Here is a 24,625-nt window from a genome sequence, read left to right on the forward strand (position 1 = left end):
TATAGAAAGAGGAGGAGAATCGATTGAGAAAGATATGGGGGATTCTTTTTCTTTGCTTAACATTCATGTTAGTTGGATGTGGTAAAGAAGAAAAACCACAAGAAGCGTTTGATACATATGTAAAAGCGTGGAATAAACAAAAATTTGCAGATATGTATGATCAACTATCAAAAAATGCAAAAAAAGATATTTCAAAGAAAGAGTTTACTGAGAAATATGAAAAAATTTATTCTGGTATCGAAGTGAAAGACTTAAAGGTAGAAACAGGGGAAGTAAAAGAAGATAAAAAAGATGAAGGTCCTGTTCCTTTTAAAGTAAGCATGGATACAGTTGGTGGTAAAATTACATTTGGTCATGAAGCAAAAATGGTGAAAGAAAAAGATGGAGATAAAGAATCTTGGAAAATAGATTGGACTCCTGATTTTATTTTCCCAGGCATGACGAAAGATAGTAAAGTGCGTATGCAGACAACACAGCCAAAACGTGGTGAAATATACGATCGTAATGGAAAAGGTCTTGCAACGAATGGGAAAGCTTCTGAAATCGGATTGATTCCTGAAAAGTTAGGCGATACTGCTCCGCAAACGAAAGAAACAGTAGCGAAGTTATTAAATATGTCTGTAGAAGAAATTGATCAAAAATTAGCTGCTAAATGGGTAAAACCAGGGTATCTCGTACCAATTGGAATTTTGCCTGAAGGGGCAACACAAAATACGTACATTGATTTACCAGGTGTTTCAACAAAACCTGTAAATGTTCGTACATATCCGTTAGGGGAAGCGGCAGCTCATCTGACTGGTTATATTGGAAAGGTAAATGCTGAAGATTTAAAAACGCTACAAAAGAAAGGCTATCAAGCTGATGACCCAGTTGGTAAAGCTGGTTTAGAGCAAGTATTAGAGGAAAAGTTACGCGGTAAAAAAGGTGGCCGTGTCTTTGTAGAAGATGCGCAAGGAAAAGAAATTAAAAACTTGGCAAAAACAGATGCTGTTGATGGAGAAAATGTAACTTTAACTATTGATAGTGCTGTTCAAGAAAAAACGTATAATGAAATGAAGGGCGAAGCTGGTTCAAGTGCAGCAATTAATCCGAAAAGTGGAGAAACAATTGCACTAGTAAGTAGTCCAGCATATGATCCTAATATAATTGCACGAGGGACATCGAAGGCACAACGCGAAGCTTGGAATAATGATCCGAAAAAACCAATGACAAATCGCTTTACACAATTGTCGGTACCAGGTTCTGTATTTAAACCTATTACAGCTGCAATTGGTCTTGAAACGAAAACGATTGATCCAAAAGAAGAGTTGAAAATTGAAGGATTAAAATGGACAAAAGATTCTTCTTGGGGTAATTACTATGTAACGCGTGTGAAAGATGCAAATCCGATTGATCTTGATAAGGCGATGAAATACTCGGATAATATTTACTTCGCACAAGAAGCTTTGAAAATCGGAAAAGACAAGTTTATGAGTGAAGCAAAAAAATTCGGATTCGATGAGAAACTACCAATTGAATATGGATTCCCTGCTTCTAAAATTGCAAATGACGGCATTAAAAATGATATTCAAATGGCAGATACGGGATATGGACAAGGACAAGTATTAATGACTCCTCTTCATTTAGCTTTAACGTATGCGCCAATTGTAAATGATGGAACGATTCCGTCACCGTATATTATTAAAACAGATAAACAACCAAAAGCTTGGAAAGAAAATGTAATTTCTAAAGGAAATCAGGATATATTAAAAACTGCAATGACGAAAGTAATTAATGATCCAGATGGTACAGGGAAAATTGCTAAAATTGATGGCATGACTCTTGCTGGAAAAACAGGTACAGCGGAATTAAAAGTATCAAAAGAGGCCGAAGGAAAAGAACTAGGTTGGTTCGCTGCATTTGATTTAAATTCCCCAGATATGGTCATTACAATGATGATTGAAGATGTAAAAGGTAGAGGCGGAAGTAATATTCCAGCTGAAAAAGTAAAACATGTATTTCAAAAATAATATGTAATAGTAGGCTATCTCTATAAGTTGTAGAGGTAGCCTTTTTATATGAAAGAGTTCTTAATATCTGTATACTGAATTTTAAGGAAACAAAGTAAATCATTAACTTACGAAAAAAAAGTAGCTATTTTTTATTGACATTGATTAAAACTTTTTATATTATACTTACATAAGGTAAGTTATTAACTTTTGAAAAACAAATCTTGAATTAAAGATAAAGAGAAAAAAGGGAGAGAATACAATGACAAAAGTACTATTTATTACAGCAAATCCAAATTCAGCAGAAGGTTCTTTCGGAATGGCAGTAGGGGAAGCTTTCATCGAAGCTTATAAAAACGAACATCCACAAGACGAAGTTGTAACAATTGATTTATTCAACACTACAGTACCAGCAATTGATGCAGATGTATTTGCTGCTTGGGGTAAATTTGCAGCAGGTGAAGGCTTTGAAGCTTTAACTGAAGTTCAACAACAAAAAGTAGCAGCAATGAACATAAACTTAGAAACATTTATGAATGCAGATCGTTATGTATTCGTAACTCCAATGTGGAACTTTAGCTATCCACCAGTAGTAAAAGCATACTTAGATAACGTAGCAATCGCAGGTAAAACATTCAAATATACTGAAAATGGTCCAGTCGGCTTATTAGAAGGTAAAAAAGCGCTTCACATTCAAGCAACAGGTGGCGTATATTCTGAAGGAGCATACGCAGCTGTAGACTTCGGTCGCAATCACTTAAAGACTGTATTAGGATTTGTCGGTGTAAATGATACTGAATATATTGCAGTTGAAGGTATGAATGCAAACCCTGAAAAAGCACAAGAAATTAAAGAAGCAGCAATTGCTAATGCTCGTGAATTAGCAAAACGTTTCTAATATAGAATGCTTAAAAAGTCCGAACACTTGCTGTTTGGACTTTTTTTCTTCTTTTTCCTTCGTTTGTCTAGTATAATGAAGGTCGGAATGATAATAGGTGGGGGTTCTGTATGATTCAAACGTTTTTTAAAATCTTTTATTTAATTTTAATCGTAATTGCGATTACACCGAGAATGTGGCGTCTTAAAAGACAAGTAAATACGATGGCGCCAAAAGTAAAAGACAATGCTGTGTATAAAACGACAAATTGGTTTGGTAAGAAAATGGTACGTGTAGCTGGAGGGGCAGTAGAAGTGAAAGGACTTGAAAATGTTCCGAAAGACAAGCCAGTACTAGTTGTAAGTAATCACCAAAGTAATATGGATATCCCTGTTTTACTAGGTTACTTAAATAAACCAATTGGATTCGTTTCAAAAGCAGAGATTAAAAAGTTCCCAGTTGTACCAACTTGGATGGAACTGATGAATTGTGTATTTATGGATCGTAGCGATCGTCGTCAATCTCTTCAAGCGATTAAAGATGGAATTGAACTATTAAAGAATGGACATTCTATCGTAATTTTCCCTGAAGGAACGAGAAGTAAGGGTGGCGAAGTTGGAGAGTTTAAGGCTGGTAGTTTTCATCTGGCAGTAAAGTCAGGTGTAGCAATTTTACCTGTAACGTTAGATGGTACATATAAGATGTTTGAAGCGAATGGAAATCGTATGAAGCCAGCTCATGCAACAGTAACAATTTCTAAGCCGATTACACCTGAAGATTATGCGAATATGGATATTAAAGAATTAACGAAGCATACACAGGAAGTTATTGCCTCACAATTACATAAGTAATAAAAAAGGATTCAGCTTATAGTAAGCTGAATCCTTTTTTATTATGCTGTAGGTAAGACATAAAAGAGTACACAGAAGAACATCATCGCACTACCACCTAAAACGAACAGGTGCCATATGGCATGGTTGAAAGGTAGCTTTTCCCAAAGGAAGAATATAGCTCCGACAGAATATAAAATTCCACCTGCTAAAAGTAGTGAAAAACCATGTCCAGTTAGATTTTCATAAAGTGGTTTAATAGCAACGATTATGAGCCATCCCATAATGATGTAACATAAAGTTGAAGCCTTTATAAAGCGACGTACAAAGAAAATTTTGAAGACGATACCTCCGATTGCTAGTGTCCATATTATAGCAAGCAACGTCCATCCTAATGGGCCACGAAGTGTAATAAGTAGAAAAGGAGTATACGTGCCAGCAATCAATAAGTAAATGGCTGAATGATCTAAAATAGTAAATATTTTTTCTACTTTAGGATGATGAATGCTATGTAGCAATGTTGAAAACAAGTACAGTAAGAACATGCTTACACCATAAACAGTAAATGCAACTACGGCTGATGCGGTACCGTGCTTAGAAGCATGAATAATCAATATGATTAAGGCAGGGATGCTTAAAATGGCACCGATACCATGTGTAATTGCATTTGCAATTTCTTCTTTTACAAATTGGGTCATTCGTGTCATTTTTTCAGTCATAATGCAAATCCTTTCTACTATCATAAAATAATATGTCATTTCCCTTACCATATCATACACAAGAGCAATAGAAAATGAAATTTGTATAATTGATTATATTTTTGAATTTTTTTGACAAAAGACAATGGATTTGTTGACGTTTTCAAACTTTTTTGACAAAATAAAATTATGTAATAGTAGGACAAGGAAACTACTAATAAAGGGGATGGGGAAATGTTTTCAAATATTGGCTTTCCAGGGTTAATTTTAATTTTAGTAGCAGTACTCATTTTATTTGGACCTAAAAAATTGCCGGAAATCGGGAAGGCTTTAGGGGAAACGTTAAAAGAGTTTAAAAAATCAACGAAAGAATTGACAGATGACGCATTTCAAGAAAAGGAAAAGAAAGAAAAAATGTAGTGTATTTTCCTTGTAATGGATAAATAAAGTGTGGTGAACGAGATGGAAAATCGGGAAATGAGCGTAGTAGAACATATTGTTGAGCTTCGAAAAAGAGTAATATATACGGTGTTATCCTTTGTACTATTTTTAATTATTGGATTTACTTTTACAAAGGATATTTATTTTTGGCTTGTAAAAGATTTACCAATGAAATTAACTGTTCTCGGTCCAAGTGATGTATTGTGGATTTTTTTCTCGATTGCTACAGTATTTGCTATCGTTTGTACAATTCCTTTTGCTGCTATACAAATTTGGTTATTTGTAAAACCGGGTTTACATCCAAATGAACAAAAGATGACAATAATGTATATACCGGTATTGTCTATATTATTTATCGCAGGTTTATGTTTTGGATACTTTATTGTAATGCCGTTTCTATTTCACTTTTTAACTACGATAGGTAATGAAATGTTTAATACGATGTTTACGACAGAAAAGTATTTTCATTTTGTACTTAATTTAACAGTTCCATTTGCTGTGATTTTTGAATTGCCAGTCGTTGTAATGTTTTTAACTAGTATTGGAATACTTACGGCGGAATTTTTAATAAAAATAAGAAGGTATGCTTACGTAGCATTAATTATCATTGCATCTTGTATATCACCGCCAGACTTTTTATCTCATAGTTTAGTTGCAGTGCCGCTTATTTGTATTTATGAAGTAAGTATTGCGTTATCAAAGGTTGTTAGTAAGAGGAAAAAGAAAAGAGAAGAAATGCAGTCAAAAAGTGCCTCGTTATAAAGGCACTTTTTTATTTATTTGTTATACTATAGCTATAAACGTATACAATATATAGAAGAAAAAAATTATAGAATCTCCAAAATTTAGACAAACTTTGCGCTTTTATAAGCTTATACTAAATGTATTAAACAATTGATGGATAATGAGATTCCCGTCTCAGAGATATTTAGAACGGGAAGGTGAATTAGGTGGAGATGAATAGAGTATAAATCTTCTAGCCATAAGGACTACAGAAATCATATAAGTCTGATTTTACTCCACTTTAAACAACGTGTTACAGCGCAAAGTAGAGGAAGTTCAAAAATCCAATGAAAAAGAGGATTGATATTGTGATTACGAAAAGTTTTTATTTCACTCATTCAACAGGGGATTGCATTAAAATATTTGAAATCCCTGTCCTACAGGCACAGCATCCATTATCGTTTCTAATTCAGTCTCGTCTTCAATTATTTATTGCAAAAATTCAAAAACAAAAACACCCAAGATTTTCGTATTCTTTCCGTGAATATTTACAAAATTGTTTGAAGTGGAATGATTATTTAAATGTATATAAAACAAATACCCTTGAAAAAAATGCATGATACGAAGTACGGACAGGGTTAGTAAACTCTGTCTTTTTCATTTTAGATATGAAAATATAATTAATTTGATGAAATTTCGTTCCAAATTGTTGAAAGCAATGGGAATACTAGTATAATAACAAGGAGAGCGTATTGGAAAGGGAAGAAGTATAGTATGCAAAAAATTAAAATTGTAACAGATTCAACGGCAGATTTATCACAAGACGTAATCGAAAAGTATGACATTCATGTTTTACCATTATCAATCTCTGTAAATGGACAAACATATTTAGATCGCGTTGATTTACAACCTGACGAATTTATTGAAGAAATGATTAAATCAGAGGAATTACCAAAAACATCACAACCAGCTATGGGTACATTTGTAGAAATGTATGACAAGCTAGGGGAAGATGGAAGCGAAGTCCTTTCTATCCATATGACAAGTGGAATGAGCGGTACTGTAGCAACTGCAAATAGCGCTGCATCAATGACTGATACAAAAGTAACAGTTGTTGATTCTCAATTTATTACACATGCTTTAGCATATCAAGTAATTGAAGCTGCAAAAATGGCAAATGACGGACGCTCACTAGAAGAAATTTTAAAACGTGTAGATGAAGTAAGAAAGAATACTCGTTTATATGTAGTAGTGGATACATTAGAAAACTTAGTGAAGGGTGGACGTATCGGTAAAGGAAAAGCGTTTATCGGTTCGCTACTTAATATAAAGCCAATTGCTAGTCTTGAAGACGGTGTTTATAATCCTGTAACGAAAGTTCGTAGCCAAGGCCAAATTGTAAAAACATTAGCTAAGTTATTTGAGCAAGATACGGCTGGAAAAGTCGTAAAAGCTGTTGCAATTCCGCATGCGAAAGCAATTCCTTTAGCTGAAAGTATGAAAGCGGCGGTTGAAAAAGTGAGTGGATTTGCTCAATCAGAAATTTTCTATACAACGCCTATTATTAGTACTCATACAGGTCCGGGCGCAATCGGATTTATGTATTTAGCAGAGTAATAAAAAAGCTACTTGAAAATATATTTCAAGTAGCTTTTTTATGTAAATAGAAAGTAAGAAATAAGAAGAGCTACACAGGCACTACCGCTAATGATATAGCGAGTCTGTAAATATTCATTCATAGAAAACACCCTTTATCCCGCTATTTGCGGACAGTAAAACTCTCTACCTCAAATTTAGCTGGAGCAAAGAGGTTAGGTAGCGGGCTGCCCGTAAAAGCTTGATTGGTGAAGGCAAATAATCAGTGGGGATGAAGAAAACCCACTAATTAAATTTTCACTATAGGATTTTCTATATTATATGTTGGATATAGAAAATCAGTCATTACGTTACACATGTAAAGTTTCAATTTTTTCGTTTATTTGCTTATTATTTGTTGCGTTACTATAAATAAAAGTTTGACCTAAAAAGAGTACATGCAGTTGTTCCCACGGTAACATGCGCAAATTCCAATTATTTCGAAGTCTAGTTATTGCTTCACGAGGTGTTTCATCGGCGAGTGCAAAAGCTCCGTAATGCATTGGTATAAAATGCGTAGCGTTTAAATCTAAATAAGCTTGCACGGCCTCTTCAGGTGAAACATGAGATACTTTCATAAACCATTCTGGTTCATAAGCGCCAATGGGCATAAGAGCAATATCAATTAAAAAGCGTTCACCAATTTCTTTGAAACCTTGGAAATAGCCACTGTCACCACAAAAATATATGGTTTCCATAGTCGTTTCATTATCAATAATCCATCCACCCCAGTGAGACGTATTCATATCAAATAAGAATCTTCTCGTCCAGTGCTGAGCAGGTACGAAGTGAAAAGAAACTTCGTTAATTATCGTACTTTCCCACCATTTATACTCTTCTACATGTTTAAATTTCTTACGAGTAAATAATTTTTTTAATCCAATAGGTACAAGATATAGAACATCATCATTCAACTGACGAAGAGTTGAAAAATCTAAATGATCATAATGACCATGTGAAATAAGGACAATATCAATTTTAGGTAGTGCTTCTATAGAGAGTCCAGGTTCTGTAAGTCTTGGAACTAGCTTTAATTTATTAGCCCATACTGGATCTGTTAATATATTAAGTTCATTCGTTTGGATAAGAAAAGTGGAATGCCCAATCCATGTAATAGTCGTTTTTTCAACATTACTTTGCAAAAATGCACTTTGTTTAACGGGTGATTGTTCTACTAAGAAAGAAAAATCTTTTTTGTTTTGCTTTCGTTCTTTACGCCAGCGTAAAAAAGAGCGAATTGATTTTTTTGTACTAACATTATCCATATTTTCATAGCGCTTTGCCATGAACATCACCTCATTTAAAATCGTTGTATTTGTATTGTACCGAAATGTTGTTAAGGAATACAGTGTAAAACATGGATTAATGTTTAAGGAATTGTTAAAAAATAGGGAGAGGTATTTACAAAAGTAACAATAAAATTAGTTTTATCACTTTTATTTATAGAAATAATAGTAAAAAAATATATTTTGTCTAGTAATTCGCTTGAAATAAAGAAGTAACATACGTAAATTCGTACGATTTCGTGAACAAATGTAGTAAACAATTTTCTCGTAGTGTTAACTTTTGTTATTATAAACATAACCTATTTAAATTTAGGATAGAGAAAAGAGGTTTATAAATGAAGCGTTATCAAAAAATAATTGGTCTTATGGTTGTATTTTGTCTCTTTGTACTTGCTGGATGTAGTGAATCAGGTTCAAAGCTTCGTAAACCATTAAATTGGGATTTAGAAACCTTCCAATTTACAAATCAAGATGGAAAGCAATTTGGTACAAAAGATTTAAAAGGGAAAGTTTGGGTTGCAGATTTTATGTTCACAAATTGTCAGACAGTTTGTCCACCAATGACTGCAAATATGGCCAAGCTTCAAAAGATGGCAAAAGAAGAGAAATTAGACGTTCAGTTTGTTTCATTTAGTGTAGATCCAGACCTTGATAAGCCAGAAAATCTGAAAGCTTTTATTCAAAAGTTTACAGAGGATACTAGTAACTGGAATTTATTAACGGGGTATTCGTTAGAAGATATTACAAAGTTTTCAAAAGATAATTTCCAATCACTTGTAGATAAGCCGGAGAACGGTCAGGTCATGCATGGTACATCATTTTATTTAATTGATCAAAACGGAAAAGTAATGAAAAAGTATAGTGGCATTAGTAATACGCCATACGAAGACATTATACGTGATATGAAGCGATTAGTGGGTTAAAAATAAGGGTGCATAGCACCCTTATTTTTTTGCATTAGTCTATCGATAAAATGTCATGTTGCTGGGGAAGTTTCGGCGCCCGAATTTCTAATACGCCGTTTTGATAAGAAGCTTTTGCCGCTTTTTTATTAATTGAATACGGCAATTTAATCAATCTTGATGCTTCTGAAATGGAACGTTCTCGGCGATAATAGTTATGGGATGTTTGTTCTTCTTCCTCTTCAAGTATCTCTTCTTTTACAGAGACTTTTAAGTATTCACTTTGTATTTCAATTTGGATTTGTTCTTTTTGTATACCTGGTAGTTCAGCTGTAACAACGAGTTCTTCACCAACTTCATATAAATCTACAGGGAATGTTAATAAACGGTTTCCTTTTTGGAAAAAATGATTTAAATCAGCGATTACATTGCGAAGAGGTGTTTGCTCGAAGAAATCATCAATTTGCTTTAAGTAATTACGAACCGGTGGGCGAGAAGAATCTTTTTTTTCTTCACTCATGGTATTCCCTCCTAGAAATCAATTTGCAATATCATATGACAAAAGCGGAGAAAGGTGAGTGCCTAGTTTTCATGTTTTCATAAAAAATTGTTAAAAATGTGAAATGGAGTGATTTTTTTATAGTTTTTGGTCGCCATATTCAGTTGATTATGCTAGTATAAATAGGGTTGATATAGTAGTATAGAGACAGAATGAAAACTGAAAGAGGGTAAGAAGTATGTGTGGTTTTGTAGGATGTTTATGTGAAAACCCTAGAGAGTTTTCAGAAACAGAAAAACATCAATTTGAAAATATGAACACGATGATTTTCCACCGTGGTCCAGATGACGAAGGATATTTTCGTGATGAACATGTACAATTTGGCTTCCGCCGTTTAAGCATCATTGACTTAGAGGCAGGACATCAGCCGCTAACTTATGAAAATGATCGATATGTAATTATTTTTAATGGTGAAATTTACAACTATGTAGAATTACGTGAAATGTTACTTGAAAAAGGTGCAACGTTTGCAACGCAATCTGATACAGAAGTTATCATTGCATTGTATGCACATATGAAAGAAAAATGTGTAGATTACCTTCGTGGTATGTTTGCATTTATGATTTGGGATCGTGAAGAAAAGAAACTTTTCGGTGCACGTGACCACTTCGGTATTAAACCTTTATACATCGCACAACAAGGTGATACTACATTCTTCGCATCTGAGAAGAAAAGTATTATGCATGTGATGGAAGATAAAGGCGTTAATCCAACGTCACTACAACATTACTTTACGTACCAATATGGTCCAGAGCCAGAAACTTTAACAATTGATGTTAATAAAATCGAGCCTGGTCATTATTTCGTAAAAGAAATCGGTAAAGAGATGGAAATCCATCGCTACTGGAAACCTTATTTCAACGCTTCAAGTGCAACGAAAGAGGAGCATATCCAAGCAATTCGTGATGTGTTATATGATTCAGTAAAAGTGCATATGCGTAGTGATGTACCAGTAGGTTCATTCTTATCTGGTGGTATCGATTCATCTATCATCGCTTCTATCGCAAGAGAAATGAATCCAAATCTTTTAACATTCTCTGTTGGTTTTGAGCAACGTGGTTTCAGTGAAGTTGATGTTGCGAAAGAAACTGCTGAGAAATTAGGCGTTAAAAACCATAACGTATTCATTTCAGCGAAAGAATTTATGGATGAGTTCCCAAAAATCATTTGGCATATGGATGATCCTTTAGCTGATCCAGCAGCTGTACCATTGTACTTCGTTGCGAAAGAAGCACGTAAACATGTAACAGTTGTTCTTTCTGGTGAAGGCGCAGACGAGCTATTTGGTGGTTATAACATTTACCGTGAGCCAAACTCACTAAAAATGTTCTCTTACATTCCTAGCCCAGGTAAGAGCGTTCTAAAAGCATTAAGTGGTGCTCTTAAAGAAGGATTTAAAGGTAAGAGCTTCCTAGAGCGTGGATGTACACCAATTGAAGAGCGTTACTATGGAAATGCTAAAATCTTCCGTGAAGAAGAAAAAGCTGAATTAATGAAGTATTACAATGAAAGTGTTAACTATATGGATATCACGAAACCATTGTATAACGAGATTAAAGATTATGATGATGTAAGTAAAATGCAGTACATTGACATGTTCACATGGTTACGCGGTGACATTTTATTAAAAGCTGATAAAATGACAATGGCAAACTCATTAGAACTTCGTGTACCGTTCTTAGATAAAGAAGTATTCGATGTTGCATCTAAAATTCCAACTGAATTTAAGATTGCTAACGGAACTACGAAAGCTATTTTACGTGAAGCAGCACGCGGAATCGTTCCAGATCACGTATTAGATCGTAAAAAACTTGGATTCCCAGTACCAATTCGTCACTGGTTAAAAGACGAAATGCATGATTGGGCTATAAATATTATAAACGAAAGTAAGACAGAGCATTTAATCGACAAACAGTATGTATTAAACTTACTGGAAGCACATTGTGCAGATAAAGGCGATTATAGCCGTAAAATTTGGACTGTACTTGCGTTTATGGTATGGCACCAAATTTATGTTGAGCATAAATACGATACGAATAAGTTCCATGAAGAAACAAAACGTGCGTATAGCTTAGTTTAATTAGAAAAACCTTAAGATCGCATACGGTCTTAAGGTTTTTTTCATAAATAGGAAGTATTATTGATACAATAATAGTAAAAGGATGGACAACATATGATTACGTTTGAGAAAGTTACTGTAGAAAATGAAAGCGTTGTTAAAGAAATGTTTAAATCGCATAGTTTAGGTGAGAAAAAGGTACAGTACTGTGTGAAAGTTGATGATACATATATTGGTGTAATAGATTATAGTGTACAAGAGGAACGGGCTGTTTTATCACAGCTAATTATTCATTTTGATTACCAAGGTTACGGTTATGGTACAAATACGTATTTTACATTTGAAGAAATGATGAAACAAAGAAATGTGAAAGAAATAAAAGTGCTACAAGAGAAATTAACAGAAAAGGCGAAGTCTTTCATAGAGAGTTTTGGTTTTACTTCAGAAGATGAAGAGTATGTAAAGAAAATATAACGATGATTATTTATGCGATACAATAAATATAAGGCAGGTGGATGTATGACGATGACTTCTGGTCTTGTATTAATTGGAGGGTGCTTTATAGTAGCAGAATTATGTCATATAATCATTCGGAAAAGAATGATTAAGAAAAAAAAGCCGTATGAATTACAATACGTCCCTGTCTTTTTCATTATGTTTTGTATGCTTAGTACATTACAAAATCTAATAAACTTTCCACCACTTGTAAATGTTTTTTTAAAGTTCGGTTTACTTTATAGTGGTGTTGGAATAGCACTTTTATTTATTTTATTTTGCATACGTTATGTTCACTATCAATCGTATATATTTATTTTAAATTGGTTAAAGCAAGATGATAGAAACCGCCTTACATAAGGCGGTTTTTTTATTTGCAATTGTAACAGAACTTGTATATTTCACATAAAATAGGACGAGTAGAAATGCAAACATATTACAAGAAAGGGGCGGGGCAATAAAATGAAACTTGTTATAGACGCAGGGCACGGTGGATATGATTCTGGTGCTGTTGGTAATGGTTTAGTAGAAAAAAACTTAACACTTCAAATTGCTAGACGCGTTCGAGACATTTTAACGGTAAATTACCCAATTACAATTAAAATGACACGTGATAGTGATGTGTTTATTTCTTTATCTGAACGTGCTAATATTGCTAATGCTTTCAGTGCGGATTATTTTATTTCATTTCATATTAATAGCGGCGGGGGTACAGGTTTTGAAAGTTATATTTATAATGCGTTATCCAATAGCAGCACTGCATATGCAAAGCAACAAAAAATGCATACAGCTGTCAATCCTGTATTAACAAAATATGGTCTTCGTGATCGAGGAGCAAAAAAAGAAAATTATGCGGTATTAAGAGAAACCGCAATGGATGCAATTTTAACTGAGACTGCTTTTATTGATACAGCGTTTGATGCAAATTTATTAAAAAATCCACAATTTATTGAAGATTTAAGTCAAGCGTATGCAAATGGAATAGCAGCTATTTTTGGAGTAACTCCAAATCCACAACCTCCTAACCCACAACCGACACCTCAAACGAAGGGAATCGCTTATGTTCTTGGGAAAAATGTAAATTTAAGAAATGGTCCATCAACTTCTTCCTCAGTTATTCGTCAATTAAATTCTCCAGAATCTTACGTTGTATATCAAGAAAGTAACGGATGGCTAGATTTGGGGAATGGACAATGGGTGTATAATGATCCTTCTTACATTAATTTTGTAAAGACAAGCAATAGTGATGGAAGCCCAATTGGGGTTGCATATATACAAGGGATGAATGTAAATTTAAGAAGTGGTCCATCAACTACATCTGCAGTAATCCGCCAATTAAATTCTCCAGAATCTTATTTAGTATATATAAATGAAAATGGTTGGTTAAACCTTGGGGGAAATCAGTGGGTATATAATGACTCAGCGTATATTAAGTATACTCAATATTAGGAATTGAAATGATAGTGCAATATGGATGCGTATCCTTGTTATGTATAACAAGGGTACGCATTTTAATAACAACATTTTTTTCATACTTATGCACTATGTTTTAAAAAGAAACATTAGAAAAGCGGATAGAATCTAAATAGTATATATTAAAAAAGTTTTCTGATATACATTGACAATGTATGTAAGATACATTAATCTTTAAATGTTAATGATAATCGATTTCATCTAGGGAGGACATATGATACATACTAAAAAACTAATTATGTTCTGCATTATGATACTCATGGTTGTAATTGCAGGATGTAGTAAAGAAGAGAAAAAAGAAAATAATATATCAGCGAAAGCAAAAGATTCATATACGGTAAAGCATGCAATGGGTGAAACGACAGTAAATGGTACACCTAAAAAAGTTGTTGTTTTAACAAATGAAGGCGCAGAGGCTCTCCTAGCTGTGGGCGTAACGCCAGTGGGGACTACGAAACCACGTGCTGGTGATGAATGGTATCCTCATTTAGCGAAAGAGTTAAAAAACACGGAAGTTGTAGGAACTGAACGTGATATTAATTTAGAGGCTGTAATGAAGCTTAAGCCAGATTTAATTATCGGAAATAAAATGCGTCATGAAAAAATATATGATCAGCTAAAAGAAATCGCACCAACTGTTTATGCAGAAACATTACGCGGTGATTGGAAAGAAAACTTTACACTTTATACAAAAGCTGTAAATAAAGAAAAAGAAGGGCAAAAAGCTCTTGATGATTATAAAAAACGCATTGAAGGAATGAAAGAGAAGTTAGGCGATAAATTAAATTCTAAAGTTTCTATTATTCGTTTCGTGCCAGGTGATGTTCGTATTTATCAAAAAAACTCATTCTCGGGCGTTGTTTTAAATGATATTGGATTTAAACGACCACCATTACAAGATAAAGATGATTTTGCGATAAAAGGAATTACAAAAGAGCAGATTCCAAATATGGACGGAGACTACTTATTCTATTTCACGTCTGATAAAGATGCAGATAAGAATAATGAAGGAAATTCGTTAGCGAAGGAATGGACAGAAGATCCACTCTTTAAGCAACTACAGGCTTCTAAAAATAATAAAGTATTCCAAGTAGATGAGGTAATTTGGAATACAGCAGGCGGTATTAAAGCTGCGAACCTTATGTTAGATGATATTGAAAAATATTTCCTTAAATAAATGATAAAATACATCACTTTTACGAAGTGATGTATTTTTAGTTTGTAAAAATACAGAAAATTCCTTCTTTCAGGGTGTCATAAGTTGTACAATAAAATCAATCATGTGATAAAGGAGTGGGGAAGAATGAAAGCTACTCATAAAGATTGGATCTTGTTTAATGGGAGAATGATTAATACGAAAGAAGAACAGCCGATGGTAGCATTAGAAGAGCGAGGCTTCCAATTTGGTGATGGGATTTATGAAGTATTTAGACTATACGATGGCAAGCCTCATTTATTAGATTTACATTTGGAACGATTCTTTAACTCTATGGCAGAAATAAAACTAATTCCACCATTTACAAAGGAAGAATTAGTAGAAGAGTTATATCAAATGATTGAAAAAAATCAATTTCAAGAAGATGGGAATGTATATTTACAAATATCAAGAGGTGCACAACCGCGCAATCATGTATATGAATCAGATTTACAACCGACATATTTTGCAAATCTTGTTTCGTTCCCAAGACCAGTTGCTTCAATGGAGGCAGGGATTAAGGTGACAGTAGAAGAGGACATCAGGTGGAAGTTTTGCCATATAAAATCTTTAAATTTGCTTCCTAATATCATGATCAAAAACAAAATAAATGAACAAGGGTATCAAGAAGCAATATTAGTACGAGATGGTATTGTGACTGAAGGGTGTCATTCCAATTTCTTTATCGTGAAGAATAATAAGTTGATTACACATCCAGCGGATCATTTCATTTTACATGGTATTACACGTCACTACGTAATTACATTAGCGAAAGAGTTACATATCGATGTAGAGGAACGAGAGTTTTCATTACAAGAAGTATATGACGCTGAGGAGTGTTTCTTTACAGCGACGCCACTTGAAATATTCCCAGTCGTTCAAATTGGTGATGAACAGTTCGGGGCTGGTGAAAGAGGCCCAATTACGAAAAAACTACAAGCTGCATACGAAGAGAGTATTCGTTTGTTTAAAGTGACAAATTAATCATGAAGAAAAAAGCTGGTATTCTTCCGGCTTTTTTTCGTGATATAATTCAAGCATAGGACAAGTTTTGAAAACGCTGTAAAAAGGGGATTTAATATATGAATTATGAAGATTTTAAAGAAGTAATTCACGGAAGACGAAGTGTTAGAAAGTTTACAGATCAAGAAGTATCTACTAATGATATAAAAGAAATAATTGATTGTGCTCGTTACGCACCGAGTGATACGAATTCACAAACGTGGGAATTCTTAGTTATCATGAATCGAGAGAAGATTAAAGAAATTGAACAAATGACATGGGATGTATTACATAAACTTGCGGCAAAAGCAGCAGAAAATGGAGAAGAGAAAGCAGGGAAATTACTTACACGTTCTTTCGGACCATATGCAACAGCTTTCTCGGAGGCACCAGTATTAATCGTATGTTTGGCAACACCATATGAATCAAAGTTCCGTGAAAAGATATTTGATCCAATTGCTTTTGTTCCAGATTCAGTTTGGGAAGAAGAAGGCATTAAGAGTAGCTGTTTAGCGGCACAAAACTTAATGCTAGCTGCACATGCAAAGGGACTTGGTACTTGTCCAATGACAGGGCCAGTATTGCTAGCTCAAGATGAACTGCGCCAATATTTACAAATTGAGCCTGAAAAACAAATAAATATGGTTATTTCACTCGGATTTCCGAAAGATAAACCGAAGAAACTTCCAAGAAAAGAAGTAGATGAGATTACAACGTTTGTTTTTTAATTGCTGTATAGAAAAGACATTGAATTAACAATGTCTTTTTATTTTTGAGGGTATGTAATTCATATGTTGGGCTAAAATGATAGATAAGAAGGAATTACTATTTATTTCATAAAAAAAATTAATGTTCTATTAAGGAAAGTATGATACATTAATCGTGAGCAGGATTCTATTTGTTCATGAAAGTGTTGAATGTAGTCTCAAAATTTAAAAGTTATTTTTGTATAATAAATTATAATGAAGTTACAGGGGGGATGAATTTTGAAAAAATTCATAATCACTGGATTGTCTGTATTGTTATTAGTTGGTTGCGGTGCTCCACAGGAAAAAGAGGACGCGCAATCAAAACAGGAAGAACAAGTTGTAAACGCAAGTGATGAGAATATGGTTGTATTTCCTGAAGGAGCAATGTCAATTGGAGAAGGGAAAGTAAAAGTTATTACTCCAGATGGTACTTCTGAAAACGGCAATATACCGACTGTATTCATCAAAAAGGATACGTTAATTCAGCAAGTTGAATTAGAACTTTCTAATTTTCAAAGTGATAAAGAAACATTCGTATTTGTAGATCAAATGTATACAGATAAACATCAAGTAACTAGTACAACGCAGACAACAGTGCAGTTAAAAGAAAAAACGCTGGAAACAGGTAGTCATACAATTACTGCAGTTCAGTATGAAAACAATGATCCGAAAGGAAAGGTTATTAGTTTTAATCAAGCAACATTTGAGACAAAACCTGCGTCTTAATAAGAATAAAAAGTACATTACTCAAAAAGTAGTGTGCTTTTTTGTTTGGACTAGAGTGTGCAAGAGTGAATAACTTATTTCATTTTCTAATACGATTAAATAGGAAGTAATCACTTGTTACTACTATGACAGAGAAAGAGGTTGAATACGTGAATCGGTGTATTCGTATCATTTTGATTAGCCTAATGATGGCAGTAATTTGGTTTACGATACAAGAGTTTATGCAAATAACGCTCAATTATCAAATTCATGACTTGTTAATAGGAGCTATTTGTTTTACCATTGTTTATCTATTATATGATAAACTCGGACTAAGGTAAGTTTCAGAAGAAAAATGTAGGTATTTCATTTGAAATGTCGAATAGTACATACGATGTCGTAATAACAAATTTTCTATTGTTTACTGTGAAACAGAAGAAGGAGAGATAGTGGTTATGAAACGAGCTCTTATTAATATTGATTATACATATGATTTTGTAGCGGAAAAGGGTGCTTTAACTTGCGGGAAACCAGGACAGGAAATTGAGAAGGAAATTGTACATATAACGAAGCAATATATTGAAAATGGAGATTACGTTGTCTTTGCTATTGATAAACATGAAGAAAATGATGTATATCATCCAGAATCAAAGTTATTCCCGCCCCATAATATAGCTGGTACAAGTGGAAGAGATTTGTTTGGTGAATTACAAGATGTGTACGAAATATATATAAATGCAGAGAATGTATATTATATGGACAAAACGCGATACAGTGCGTTTGCTGGAACGGATTTAGATATGAAGCTAAGAGAAAGAGGAATAGAAGAAGTTCATCTTGTAGGTGTTTGTACCGATATTTGTGTTCTTCATACAGCAGTAGATGCTTATAATAAAGGGTTTAAAATTGTTGTTTATGAAAAGGCGGTTGCATCTTTTAATGCACAAGGGCATGAATATGCACTTGGACATTTTAAGTCATGCTTACATGCAGAAGTGAAGTGAAAAAAGAGGCCTTTAAAAAAGGTCTCTTTTATTTGTCCTTGTTCATTGAAAACAGCTACAGCAACTCCTGCTAGATTGAGTGGTCTTGATCCGACAACTTTTCTAAGTTCTTCAATATATCCTATTGTATGTAACCTCCGTAAGAAAAAATAAGAGCAAATAAACTATTCGTTATTATGTAGATATATTCCTCTTTATAAGGGGAGAGATGACATATAACTTATTTGTTTTATTTGGTAAAATATACATCAAAAAAGGTCGAACAAAAACTTTGACCTTTTTTGACCAAATGTTATAATAAAGGCAGAAAGAGATAATCTTTCATTCATAAATAATAAGGAGGAAAAAATATGCGTAATTTATTTCCAGAGATAACAAAACGTCAAAATGGCATTTTTGATTTTGGGCCTTCTTTATTAGAAGGGATGACAGATGCTTTCTTTAGGCCACTGAACATGGATACTTTTAAAGTAGATGTTCATGAGCAATCTGGTAAATATACTGTGAAAGCAGATTTACCAGGTTTTCAAAAAGAAAACATTCAAGTTGATTTTGAACAAGATATATTAACGATCCAAGCAACGAATCATAATGAAGTAGAAGAAAAAGACGAGAATGGCACATATATTCGTAAAGAACGTTCTATAGGTTCTGTAACTCGACGCTTTAATTTTAAACAAGTTGAGGAAGAAAATGTTAAAGCAAATTATAAAGATGGCGTATTGACAATTGAATTGCCAAAATTGAAAGAAGAAAAAAGTAGTAAGACAACAATTAATATTGAATAAAAGAGCTGATAAATTCAGCTCTTTTTTACGTAGTTAATGAATAAATGAGTTGAAATCGTAATGAGATGAATAAAGTTTTAACGTATAAAAAAATTTCACGATTTGCTCCCCCTTAGGTTATTAAAAAGGGTATATTTAAAGGGAAAGGAAAAAGAACACCTAGACATACTGTTTAAGGTGAATTAGTAATAGAGTCAAAATACATAGTAAGGATAGTGGCATTTTAGATTAGGATAATAGATTTTTCTGGAACAAACTTAGGCGATTATGAATTTTTTAATTAGTAAGGAAGTGGTTAAATGAGCTTATTAACGTATACTGAAGAATTTTTTAATTATGTAAGAGAGTTTTTACTTTTAAGATTTTTACTATTTGCTTTAGTTTTAATCATTATTTCTTTTGTAATAAACCGTATTATTGATTGGTTTTTTAGGAAATCAAGCTTTTTTGATGAAGAGGTAGAGCAGACGATTCAAAGTGTAATTCGATCTATTTTTAGATATATCATTATCATCAGTCTTATCATATATTTAATTAGCCAATTTGTAGATATAAAAAGTATTATTGCAGGTGCAGGGATAGCTGGAGTTGTCATCGGTTTTGCTGCACAACAGATGCTAAAAGATGTTATATTAGGCTTTGCAAGATTAGCGGACAAAGAGTTTCGGGTTGGTGATTTTGTAACTTTTAACGGAACAAATTCAGGAACTATTGAAGAGATTAGTATTCGTTTTATGCAAATTCGTGAATGGTCAGGAAAACTACTTACCATCCCGCACGGAGAGATTAGAACGATACAAAATTTTAATAAAGGATGGATGCGTGTAATTGAACGCATCACGGTAAGTTATCAGGAAGATCCAACAAGAGTGAAGGAATTGTTAGAAGAAGTATGTGTTATATGCAATGAAGAATTGAATCAAACTCTTTATAGAGTAGAGGATGAGGCTGTTGAACCATTTAAATACGTCGGTGTTACAGACTTAAATCCTAACTTGAAATATGTTGGCTATGAATTTTGTATTACAGGTTTAATAAAGCCAGAAGATTATTTTGAAACTTCTAGACAAGTAAGATTTGAATTAATGTCTATGTTCCATAAGAATCAAGTGCAAATGCCAGCAGCAAATATGGTTGTTGCTACTGAAGGTTTACAGCATATCCATGGTGGACAATCTTTATCGGACAGCTAAAGTAGAATCGTTTGTTAACAAAAATTCTGCTTCCAACATTGGATAGAATAACAATAATAAAATGATTGATATAAAGAAAGGGCTGAAGGAATTCGGTTCTTTTTTTATTTATAGAATTTAGAAATTTCTTAATGTTATAATTGTAGTTGGTGATGAGAATGAACTTTGAAGAAAAAGAGATGCGTCGTTTAGAAGCATTAAAAGAAATTGCTGAATTATTAAATGAAGCAACAAACTTACAGGATATGTTAGAAAAAGTGTTGCATACATTGTTACAAGTAATGAATTTACAAACAGGGTGGATATTCTTTATTGATGAAAGTGGAAAGCACAGCATGCTTGTAGACGAAAATTTACCAGAGGCTCTTACGTGGCAAAAGAAGAAGCCGATGTGTGAAGGAAACTGTTGGTGTGTAGAACGTTTTGTGAATGGGAGATTGGAAAAAGCGACTAATATTATTGAATGTAAGCGAATAGAAGATGCAATTGAATGTAATTGGGGAGAGACAGAAGATGTTACACATCATGCGACAATTCCGCTTAGGTCTGGATCAGAAAAATTTGGTCTACTAAATGTGGCTGCACCTCATAAGACTCATTTTTCTGAGGAAGAGTTAGCATTATTAGAATCAATTGCATTTCAAATTGGAACGACAATACAACGTATTCAATTAGTTGAGAAAGAACGTAAATATGTAGTGGTAGCGGAAAGAAATCGACTTGCACGTGATTTACATGATTCAGTAAAACAATTGTTATTTTCTATTATGCTAACGGCGAAAGGTACTCTGAATATGACGCAAGATAGAGAATTGCAAGAGATGTTAAGTTATATTGGGGAATTATCACAAGAAGCATTACAAGAGATGACGCTATTAATTTGGCAATTAAGACCTGAAGGATTGGAGAAAGGATTAGCAGAAGCAATTCAAAATTACGGGAAGTTATTAGGAGTTCAAGTGGAAGTTCGAATTGATGGGATGGTTTCAATTGGGGATGAAATAGAAGAAGTTTTATGGCGTATTAGCCAAGAGGCGCTACATAATTGTAAAAAGCATGCTTCGTGTGAAAAGGTACATATTCTTTTGAAAATAGAAAATAACCAGTTACATTTTTACATAGAAGACAATGGAATAGGATTTATACAAGAACAAGTAAGGGAATCAGCACTTGGCCTGAAAAGTATGAAGGAACGTATTCAGTTAATGAAGGGATCGTTTCAAATTATAACAGAGCTGAAAAAGGGTACAAAAATAGAAATTCAATTGCCGATTTGAAGGGGAGAATAGGGTTGAAGATTAAACTGCTACTAGTTGAGGATCATCATATCGTTCGAAGAGGACTTGTATTCTTTTTGAAAACGAGAGAAGAATTTGAAATTATTGGGGAAGCGGAAAATGGCGAAGAGGCATTACATTTCGTGCAAAAAGAAAGACCAGATGTCGTACTAATGGATGTATCGATGCCGAAAATGGATGGAATTGAGGCAACAAAACGTCTAAAGCAATATGATGAGACAATAAAGGTACTTATATTAAGTAGTTTTTCAGAGCAAGATTATGTTATACCAGCACTTGAAGCTGGAGCAGATGGTTATCAATTAAAAGAAGTACAACCTGAGCAACTTGTCGCTTCTATTATTGCAGTACATCAAGGAAATGCGAATTTTCACCCGAAAGTAACACCTGCATTAATGGGGCGTTCTGCAGTAAAGAAGGAAGTGGAAAATCCTTTTTCAATGTTAACGAAAAGAGAGCAAGAGGTACTTCGCGAAATTGCGAAAGGAAGAAGCAACAAGGAGATTGCAGCAGAACTTCATATTACAGAACAAACTGTGAAAACACACGTTTCAAACGTTTTAGCTAAATTGGAAGTGGATGATCGTACGCAAGCCGCATTATACGCAGTGAAACATGGAGAGAACTATTCATAAGCATGAATAATTCTGTTATATCGTATGACAGAATACATAGGAGCAATTAAAATTTATAGTAATCCCTAATATAGGTTTTTCTTCTTTCGATAATTAGGTACAATAAAGTGAAACTCTAATCAGTGGGGGACCATCCCCACTGATGATTAGTTTAACTAATCGGTTTTTACAGGATAAAGCTACGATGGAAGGGGAGGATATGCTATGCCTGGTACAAGAAGTGGGATTGGAAAGATTCAGGCTTCGTTAAATGGTTTATCACCGAAATTGCGAAGTATTGCCGAACATATTTTGAAACATCCACAAGATGTTGTACATAAATCTATTACAGAATTAGCTGAAGTTACGAATAGTTCCGAAGCTACGATATTCCGCTTATGTAAAAACCTTGGTTTGCAAGGTTTTCAAGATTTAAAGATTACATTAGCTCGTGAAATTGTACATACACCGATGCAAAATATCCATGAAGAGGTATCAGCAGAAGATAGTATGGTAACTGTTGCTAAAAAAGTTTTTCATTCGCATATTACAGGACTGCAAGATACTTTACATTTGCTTAATGAAACGGCACTTGAGCAGGCTGTACGAGCCTTACAAGAAGCAAGTCGAATTGAGTTTTATGGAAATGGTGGCTCTGGTATTATTGCAATGGATGCGTATCATAAGTTTATGAGAACGGGTATTTCTTGTATCGCTCATACTGATTCGCATTTTCAAATTATGGGAGCAGGTTTACTCTCGGAAAATTCAGTTGTTATTGGTATTTCTCATTCTGGTAGCAATAAAGGATTACTTGAAGCGTTAGAAGTAGCGAAAGCAAGAGGGGCCAAAATCATTGCGATTACGAGCTATAAGAAATCAGCATTAAGTCAACTTGCTGATATAACGTTATATACATCAACACGTGAGACTGAATTCCGCACAGAAGCAAGTTCATCACGATTAGCACAGTTAAGCTTATTAGATACTTTGTATGTAGGGTTGTCGTTGCAGCGACAAGAGGAAACTCTAAAAAATTTACAAAGTATACGTGAAACGATTTCGATGAAGCGAATATAAAAAAAGCTCTTCAAATGAAGAGCTTTCAGACTGTAGACAAACTATTTTTGGAGAGTTCAAATGCTAAAAATAGTTTGTTTCTTATTTTAGGGATAATTTATCCAATGGAATTTATATGTAGTGCTTTCTATACTATAATTTACTATAAGTGAGGAAGATGTCTTATGAAAATATCTGTTTATGTTGCAAGTGCATTTAGCAAGGAGCATAAAGGCGGAAATAAAGCAGGAGTGGTATTTATTGAGAATACAAATACATTGACCACTACTCAAAAAATCGAAATAGCCAAACAACTGGGTTATGCGGAAACCGCATTTATATCAGAATCTGAAATTGCTGATTATAAATTTGAGTATTTTACTCCAAAAGAAGAAGTTGATTTATGTGGTCATGCCACAATTGGCTCTTTCGCGATACTGATGCATTTAAATAAACTTTTCAGGAATCGCTATACGATTGAAACGAACAGCGGTGTTCTTACTATCACTATAACAGATGACATCATATTCATGGAACAAAATAAACCGAGATTCTATGATGTTGTATCTCCAAACGAGTTCATCGACTGTTTTGATAGTAAAGATATAGACAATAAATACCCAATTCAAATTGTCTCCACTGGCTTAAAAGATATTTTAATTCCTATAAAAAGCGAAATACAATTACATGCACTGCAACCTAATTTTGAAAAAATTAAAGAAATCAGCAAGTATTATAATGTTGTCGGGATGCATTTATATACTTTTAATGACAATCGAATTATATGCAGAAATTTTGCTCCACTATACGACATTAATGAAGAAGCAGCGACTGGAACTTCAAACGGTGCATTAGCTTGCTATCTTTATGAACAGCACTATTTGCAAAAAGAAGTCTATGTATTTGAACAAGGTTATTCTTTACACTCGCCTTCCGAAATATTAGTTAAATTAGCAACCAATAGCAAGAATAAAATAGAAAAAGTTTATGTTGGTGGCAAAGGCTATTACTGTGAAACTAAGTGTTTACATATAGAAAATATTGAGTGAAGA

At 33.7% G+C, this 24,625-nt stretch carries 27 protein-coding genes and 1 pseudogene; 24 read left to right on the plus strand and 4 right to left on the minus strand.

From position 1 onward, the window contains the following. The first annotated feature begins 23 nt into the window (after positions 1 to 23). From pbpC to ACTFP3_RS07425, 3 genes are all read left to right on the plus strand, one after another. Positions 24 to 2,009: a penicillin-binding protein 3 gene (gene pbpC / locus ACTFP3_RS07415; RefSeq protein ID WP_001227243.1), complete on the plus strand. Its 1,986-nt coding sequence runs from the start codon at positions 24 to 26 to the stop codon at positions 2,007 to 2,009. Between the two features lie 241 nt (positions 2,010 to 2,250). Then, positions 2,251 to 2,886: an FMN-dependent NADH-azoreductase gene (locus ACTFP3_RS07420; RefSeq protein WP_440009870.1), complete on the plus strand. Its 636-nt coding sequence runs from the start codon at positions 2,251 to 2,253 to the stop codon at positions 2,884 to 2,886. A gap of 110 nt (positions 2,887 to 2,996) precedes the next feature. Continuing rightward, positions 2,997 to 3,716, plus strand: coding sequence for a lysophospholipid acyltransferase family protein (locus tag ACTFP3_RS07425; protein WP_440009872.1), 720 nt, complete (start codon positions 2,997 to 2,999; stop codon positions 3,714 to 3,716). A 41-nt stretch (positions 3,717 to 3,757) separates the two neighbouring features. Here the strand turns inward: ACTFP3_RS07425 and trhA are convergent, their stop codons facing one another. Continuing rightward, positions 3,758 to 4,414 carry a PAQR family membrane homeostasis protein TrhA gene (trhA, locus tag ACTFP3_RS07430; RefSeq protein WP_000136889.1) on the minus strand — a complete coding sequence of 219 codons (657 nt, stop codon included), beginning with the start codon at positions 4,412 to 4,414 and terminating at the stop codon, positions 3,758 to 3,760. A gap of 213 nt (positions 4,415 to 4,627) precedes the next feature. Between trhA and ACTFP3_RS07435 the strand changes: the two genes are divergently transcribed. The 4 genes from ACTFP3_RS07435 to ACTFP3_RS07450 all read left to right on the plus strand — a co-directional run bounded on the left by ACTFP3_RS07435 (position 4,628) and on the right by ACTFP3_RS07450 (position 7,174). Continuing rightward, entirely contained in the window at positions 4,628 to 4,813 is a 186-nt protein-coding gene (locus tag ACTFP3_RS07435) for a twin-arginine translocase TatA/TatE family subunit (protein ID WP_000492443.1), read from the plus strand. Between the two features lie 42 nt (positions 4,814 to 4,855). Further along, positions 4,856 to 5,596 carry a twin-arginine translocase subunit TatC gene (tatC, locus tag ACTFP3_RS07440; protein ID WP_000431523.1) on the plus strand — a complete coding sequence of 247 codons (741 nt, stop codon included), beginning with the start codon at positions 4,856 to 4,858 and terminating at the stop codon, positions 5,594 to 5,596. Between the two features lie 329 nt (positions 5,597 to 5,925). Beyond that, complete coding sequence (locus tag ACTFP3_RS07445) at positions 5,926 to 6,177, plus strand: DUF2535 family protein (RefSeq protein ID WP_000629012.1); 252 nt, start codon at positions 5,926 to 5,928, stop codon at positions 6,175 to 6,177. A gap of 154 nt (positions 6,178 to 6,331) precedes the next feature. Further along, positions 6,332 to 7,174 (plus strand): DegV family protein, encoded by an 843-nt coding sequence (locus tag ACTFP3_RS07450; RefSeq protein WP_001169470.1) that lies wholly within the window; start codon positions 6,332 to 6,334, stop codon positions 7,172 to 7,174. Between the two features lie 329 nt (positions 7,175 to 7,503). On the opposite strand, the gene ACTFP3_RS07455 is transcribed toward ACTFP3_RS07450, so the two are convergent. Beyond that, positions 7,504 to 8,478, minus strand: a complete 975-nt coding sequence (locus ACTFP3_RS07455; protein ID WP_440009875.1) for an MBL fold metallo-hydrolase — start codon at positions 8,476 to 8,478, stop codon at positions 7,504 to 7,506. A 335-nt stretch (positions 8,479 to 8,813) separates the two neighbouring features. Between ACTFP3_RS07455 and ACTFP3_RS07460 the strand changes: the two genes are divergently transcribed. Beyond that, a complete protein-coding gene (locus tag ACTFP3_RS07460; protein ID WP_000833335.1) occupies positions 8,814 to 9,401 on the plus strand; it encodes an SCO family protein in 588 nt (195 codons plus the stop codon). 34 nt (positions 9,402 to 9,435) lie between these two features. Here the strand turns inward: ACTFP3_RS07460 and ACTFP3_RS07465 are convergent, their stop codons facing one another. Next, positions 9,436 to 9,900 (minus strand): Hsp20/alpha crystallin family protein, encoded by a 465-nt coding sequence (locus tag ACTFP3_RS07465; protein ID WP_001288085.1) that lies wholly within the window; start codon positions 9,898 to 9,900, stop codon positions 9,436 to 9,438. Positions 9,901 to 10,117: 217 nt separating this feature from the next. On the opposite strand from ACTFP3_RS07465, the gene asnB reads away from it, so the two are divergent. The 10 genes from asnB (at position 10,118) to ACTFP3_RS07515 (ending at position 18,621) form a co-directional block, all read left to right on the plus strand. Beyond that, entirely contained in the window at positions 10,118 to 12,019 is a 1,902-nt protein-coding gene (gene asnB / locus ACTFP3_RS07470; protein ID WP_000333816.1) for an asparagine synthase (glutamine-hydrolyzing), read from the plus strand. Between the two features lie 93 nt (positions 12,020 to 12,112). Next, entirely contained in the window at positions 12,113 to 12,472 is a 360-nt protein-coding gene (locus ACTFP3_RS07475; RefSeq protein ID WP_000627523.1) for a GNAT family N-acetyltransferase, read from the plus strand. A gap of 51 nt (positions 12,473 to 12,523) precedes the next feature. Continuing rightward, on the plus strand, positions 12,524 to 12,853 hold the full coding sequence (locus ACTFP3_RS07480) for a hypothetical protein (protein WP_000200455.1): 330 nt from the start codon (positions 12,524 to 12,526) through the stop codon (positions 12,851 to 12,853). Positions 12,854 to 12,955: 102 nt separating this feature from the next. Further along, entirely contained in the window at positions 12,956 to 13,942 is a 987-nt protein-coding gene (locus ACTFP3_RS07485; RefSeq protein WP_000779892.1) for an N-acetylmuramoyl-L-alanine amidase, read from the plus strand. Between the two features lie 238 nt (positions 13,943 to 14,180). Continuing rightward, positions 14,181 to 15,143 carry an ABC transporter substrate-binding protein gene (locus tag ACTFP3_RS07490; RefSeq protein ID WP_000581989.1) on the plus strand — a complete coding sequence of 321 codons (963 nt, stop codon included), beginning with the start codon at positions 14,181 to 14,183 and terminating at the stop codon, positions 15,141 to 15,143. Between the two features lie 126 nt (positions 15,144 to 15,269). After that, entirely contained in the window at positions 15,270 to 16,145 is an 876-nt protein-coding gene (dat, locus tag ACTFP3_RS07495) for a D-amino-acid transaminase (protein WP_000648383.1), read from the plus strand. A gap of 98 nt (positions 16,146 to 16,243) precedes the next feature. Continuing rightward, a complete protein-coding gene (locus ACTFP3_RS07500) occupies positions 16,244 to 16,891 on the plus strand; it encodes a nitroreductase family protein (RefSeq protein ID WP_440009878.1) in 648 nt (215 codons plus the stop codon). A gap of 258 nt (positions 16,892 to 17,149) precedes the next feature. After that, positions 17,150 to 17,638 (plus strand): hypothetical protein, encoded by a 489-nt coding sequence (locus ACTFP3_RS07505; protein WP_000713496.1) that lies wholly within the window; start codon positions 17,150 to 17,152, stop codon positions 17,636 to 17,638. A 125-nt stretch (positions 17,639 to 17,763) separates the two neighbouring features. Further along, positions 17,764 to 17,958: a hypothetical protein gene (locus ACTFP3_RS07510; protein ID WP_017674122.1), complete on the plus strand. Its 195-nt coding sequence runs from the start codon at positions 17,764 to 17,766 to the stop codon at positions 17,956 to 17,958. 114 nt (positions 17,959 to 18,072) lie between these two features. After that, positions 18,073 to 18,621: a cysteine hydrolase family protein gene (locus tag ACTFP3_RS07515; RefSeq protein ID WP_006925148.1), complete on the plus strand. Its 549-nt coding sequence runs from the start codon at positions 18,073 to 18,075 to the stop codon at positions 18,619 to 18,621. A gap of 29 nt (positions 18,622 to 18,650) precedes the next feature. Here the strand turns inward: ACTFP3_RS07515 and ACTFP3_RS07520 are convergent. Next, positions 18,651 to 18,746: pseudogene (locus ACTFP3_RS07520) on the minus strand (NUDIX hydrolase); the annotation flags it as partial. A gap of 225 nt (positions 18,747 to 18,971) precedes the next feature. Here ACTFP3_RS07520 and ACTFP3_RS07525 point away from each other — a divergent pair. From ACTFP3_RS07525 to ACTFP3_RS07550, 6 genes are all read left to right on the plus strand, one after another. Continuing rightward, positions 18,972 to 19,409: an Hsp20/alpha crystallin family protein gene (locus ACTFP3_RS07525; RefSeq protein ID WP_440009881.1), complete on the plus strand. Its 438-nt coding sequence runs from the start codon at positions 18,972 to 18,974 to the stop codon at positions 19,407 to 19,409. Positions 19,410 to 19,708: 299 nt separating this feature from the next. Continuing rightward, on the plus strand, positions 19,709 to 20,602 hold the full coding sequence (locus tag ACTFP3_RS07530) for a mechanosensitive ion channel family protein (RefSeq protein ID WP_349561295.1): 894 nt from the start codon (positions 19,709 to 19,711) through the stop codon (positions 20,600 to 20,602). A 179-nt stretch (positions 20,603 to 20,781) separates the two neighbouring features. After that, the gene (casK, locus tag ACTFP3_RS07535; protein ID WP_170879395.1) at positions 20,782 to 21,879 is read left to right on the plus strand and encodes a two-component system sensor histidine kinase CasK; all 1,098 of its coding nucleotides are present in this window, start codon (positions 20,782 to 20,784) and stop codon (positions 21,877 to 21,879) included. A gap of 14 nt (positions 21,880 to 21,893) precedes the next feature. Next, positions 21,894 to 22,535, plus strand: coding sequence for a two-component system response regulator CasR (casR, locus tag ACTFP3_RS07540; protein WP_000694629.1), 642 nt, complete (start codon positions 21,894 to 21,896; stop codon positions 22,533 to 22,535). Between the two features lie 204 nt (positions 22,536 to 22,739). Beyond that, positions 22,740 to 23,594: a MurR/RpiR family transcriptional regulator gene (locus ACTFP3_RS07545; protein WP_001119646.1), complete on the plus strand. Its 855-nt coding sequence runs from the start codon at positions 22,740 to 22,742 to the stop codon at positions 23,592 to 23,594. 164 nt (positions 23,595 to 23,758) lie between these two features. Further along, positions 23,759 to 24,622 carry a PhzF family phenazine biosynthesis protein gene (locus tag ACTFP3_RS07550; protein ID WP_349561292.1) on the plus strand — a complete coding sequence of 288 codons (864 nt, stop codon included), beginning with the start codon at positions 23,759 to 23,761 and terminating at the stop codon, positions 24,620 to 24,622. The last annotated feature ends 3 nt before the right edge of the window (positions 24,623 to 24,625 follow it).

The sequence above is a fragment of the Bacillus cereus group sp. MYBK5-2 genome, from assembly GCF_051915685.1.
Taxonomy (GTDB): domain Bacteria; phylum Bacillota; class Bacilli; order Bacillales; family Bacillaceae_G; genus Bacillus_A; species Bacillus_A cereus.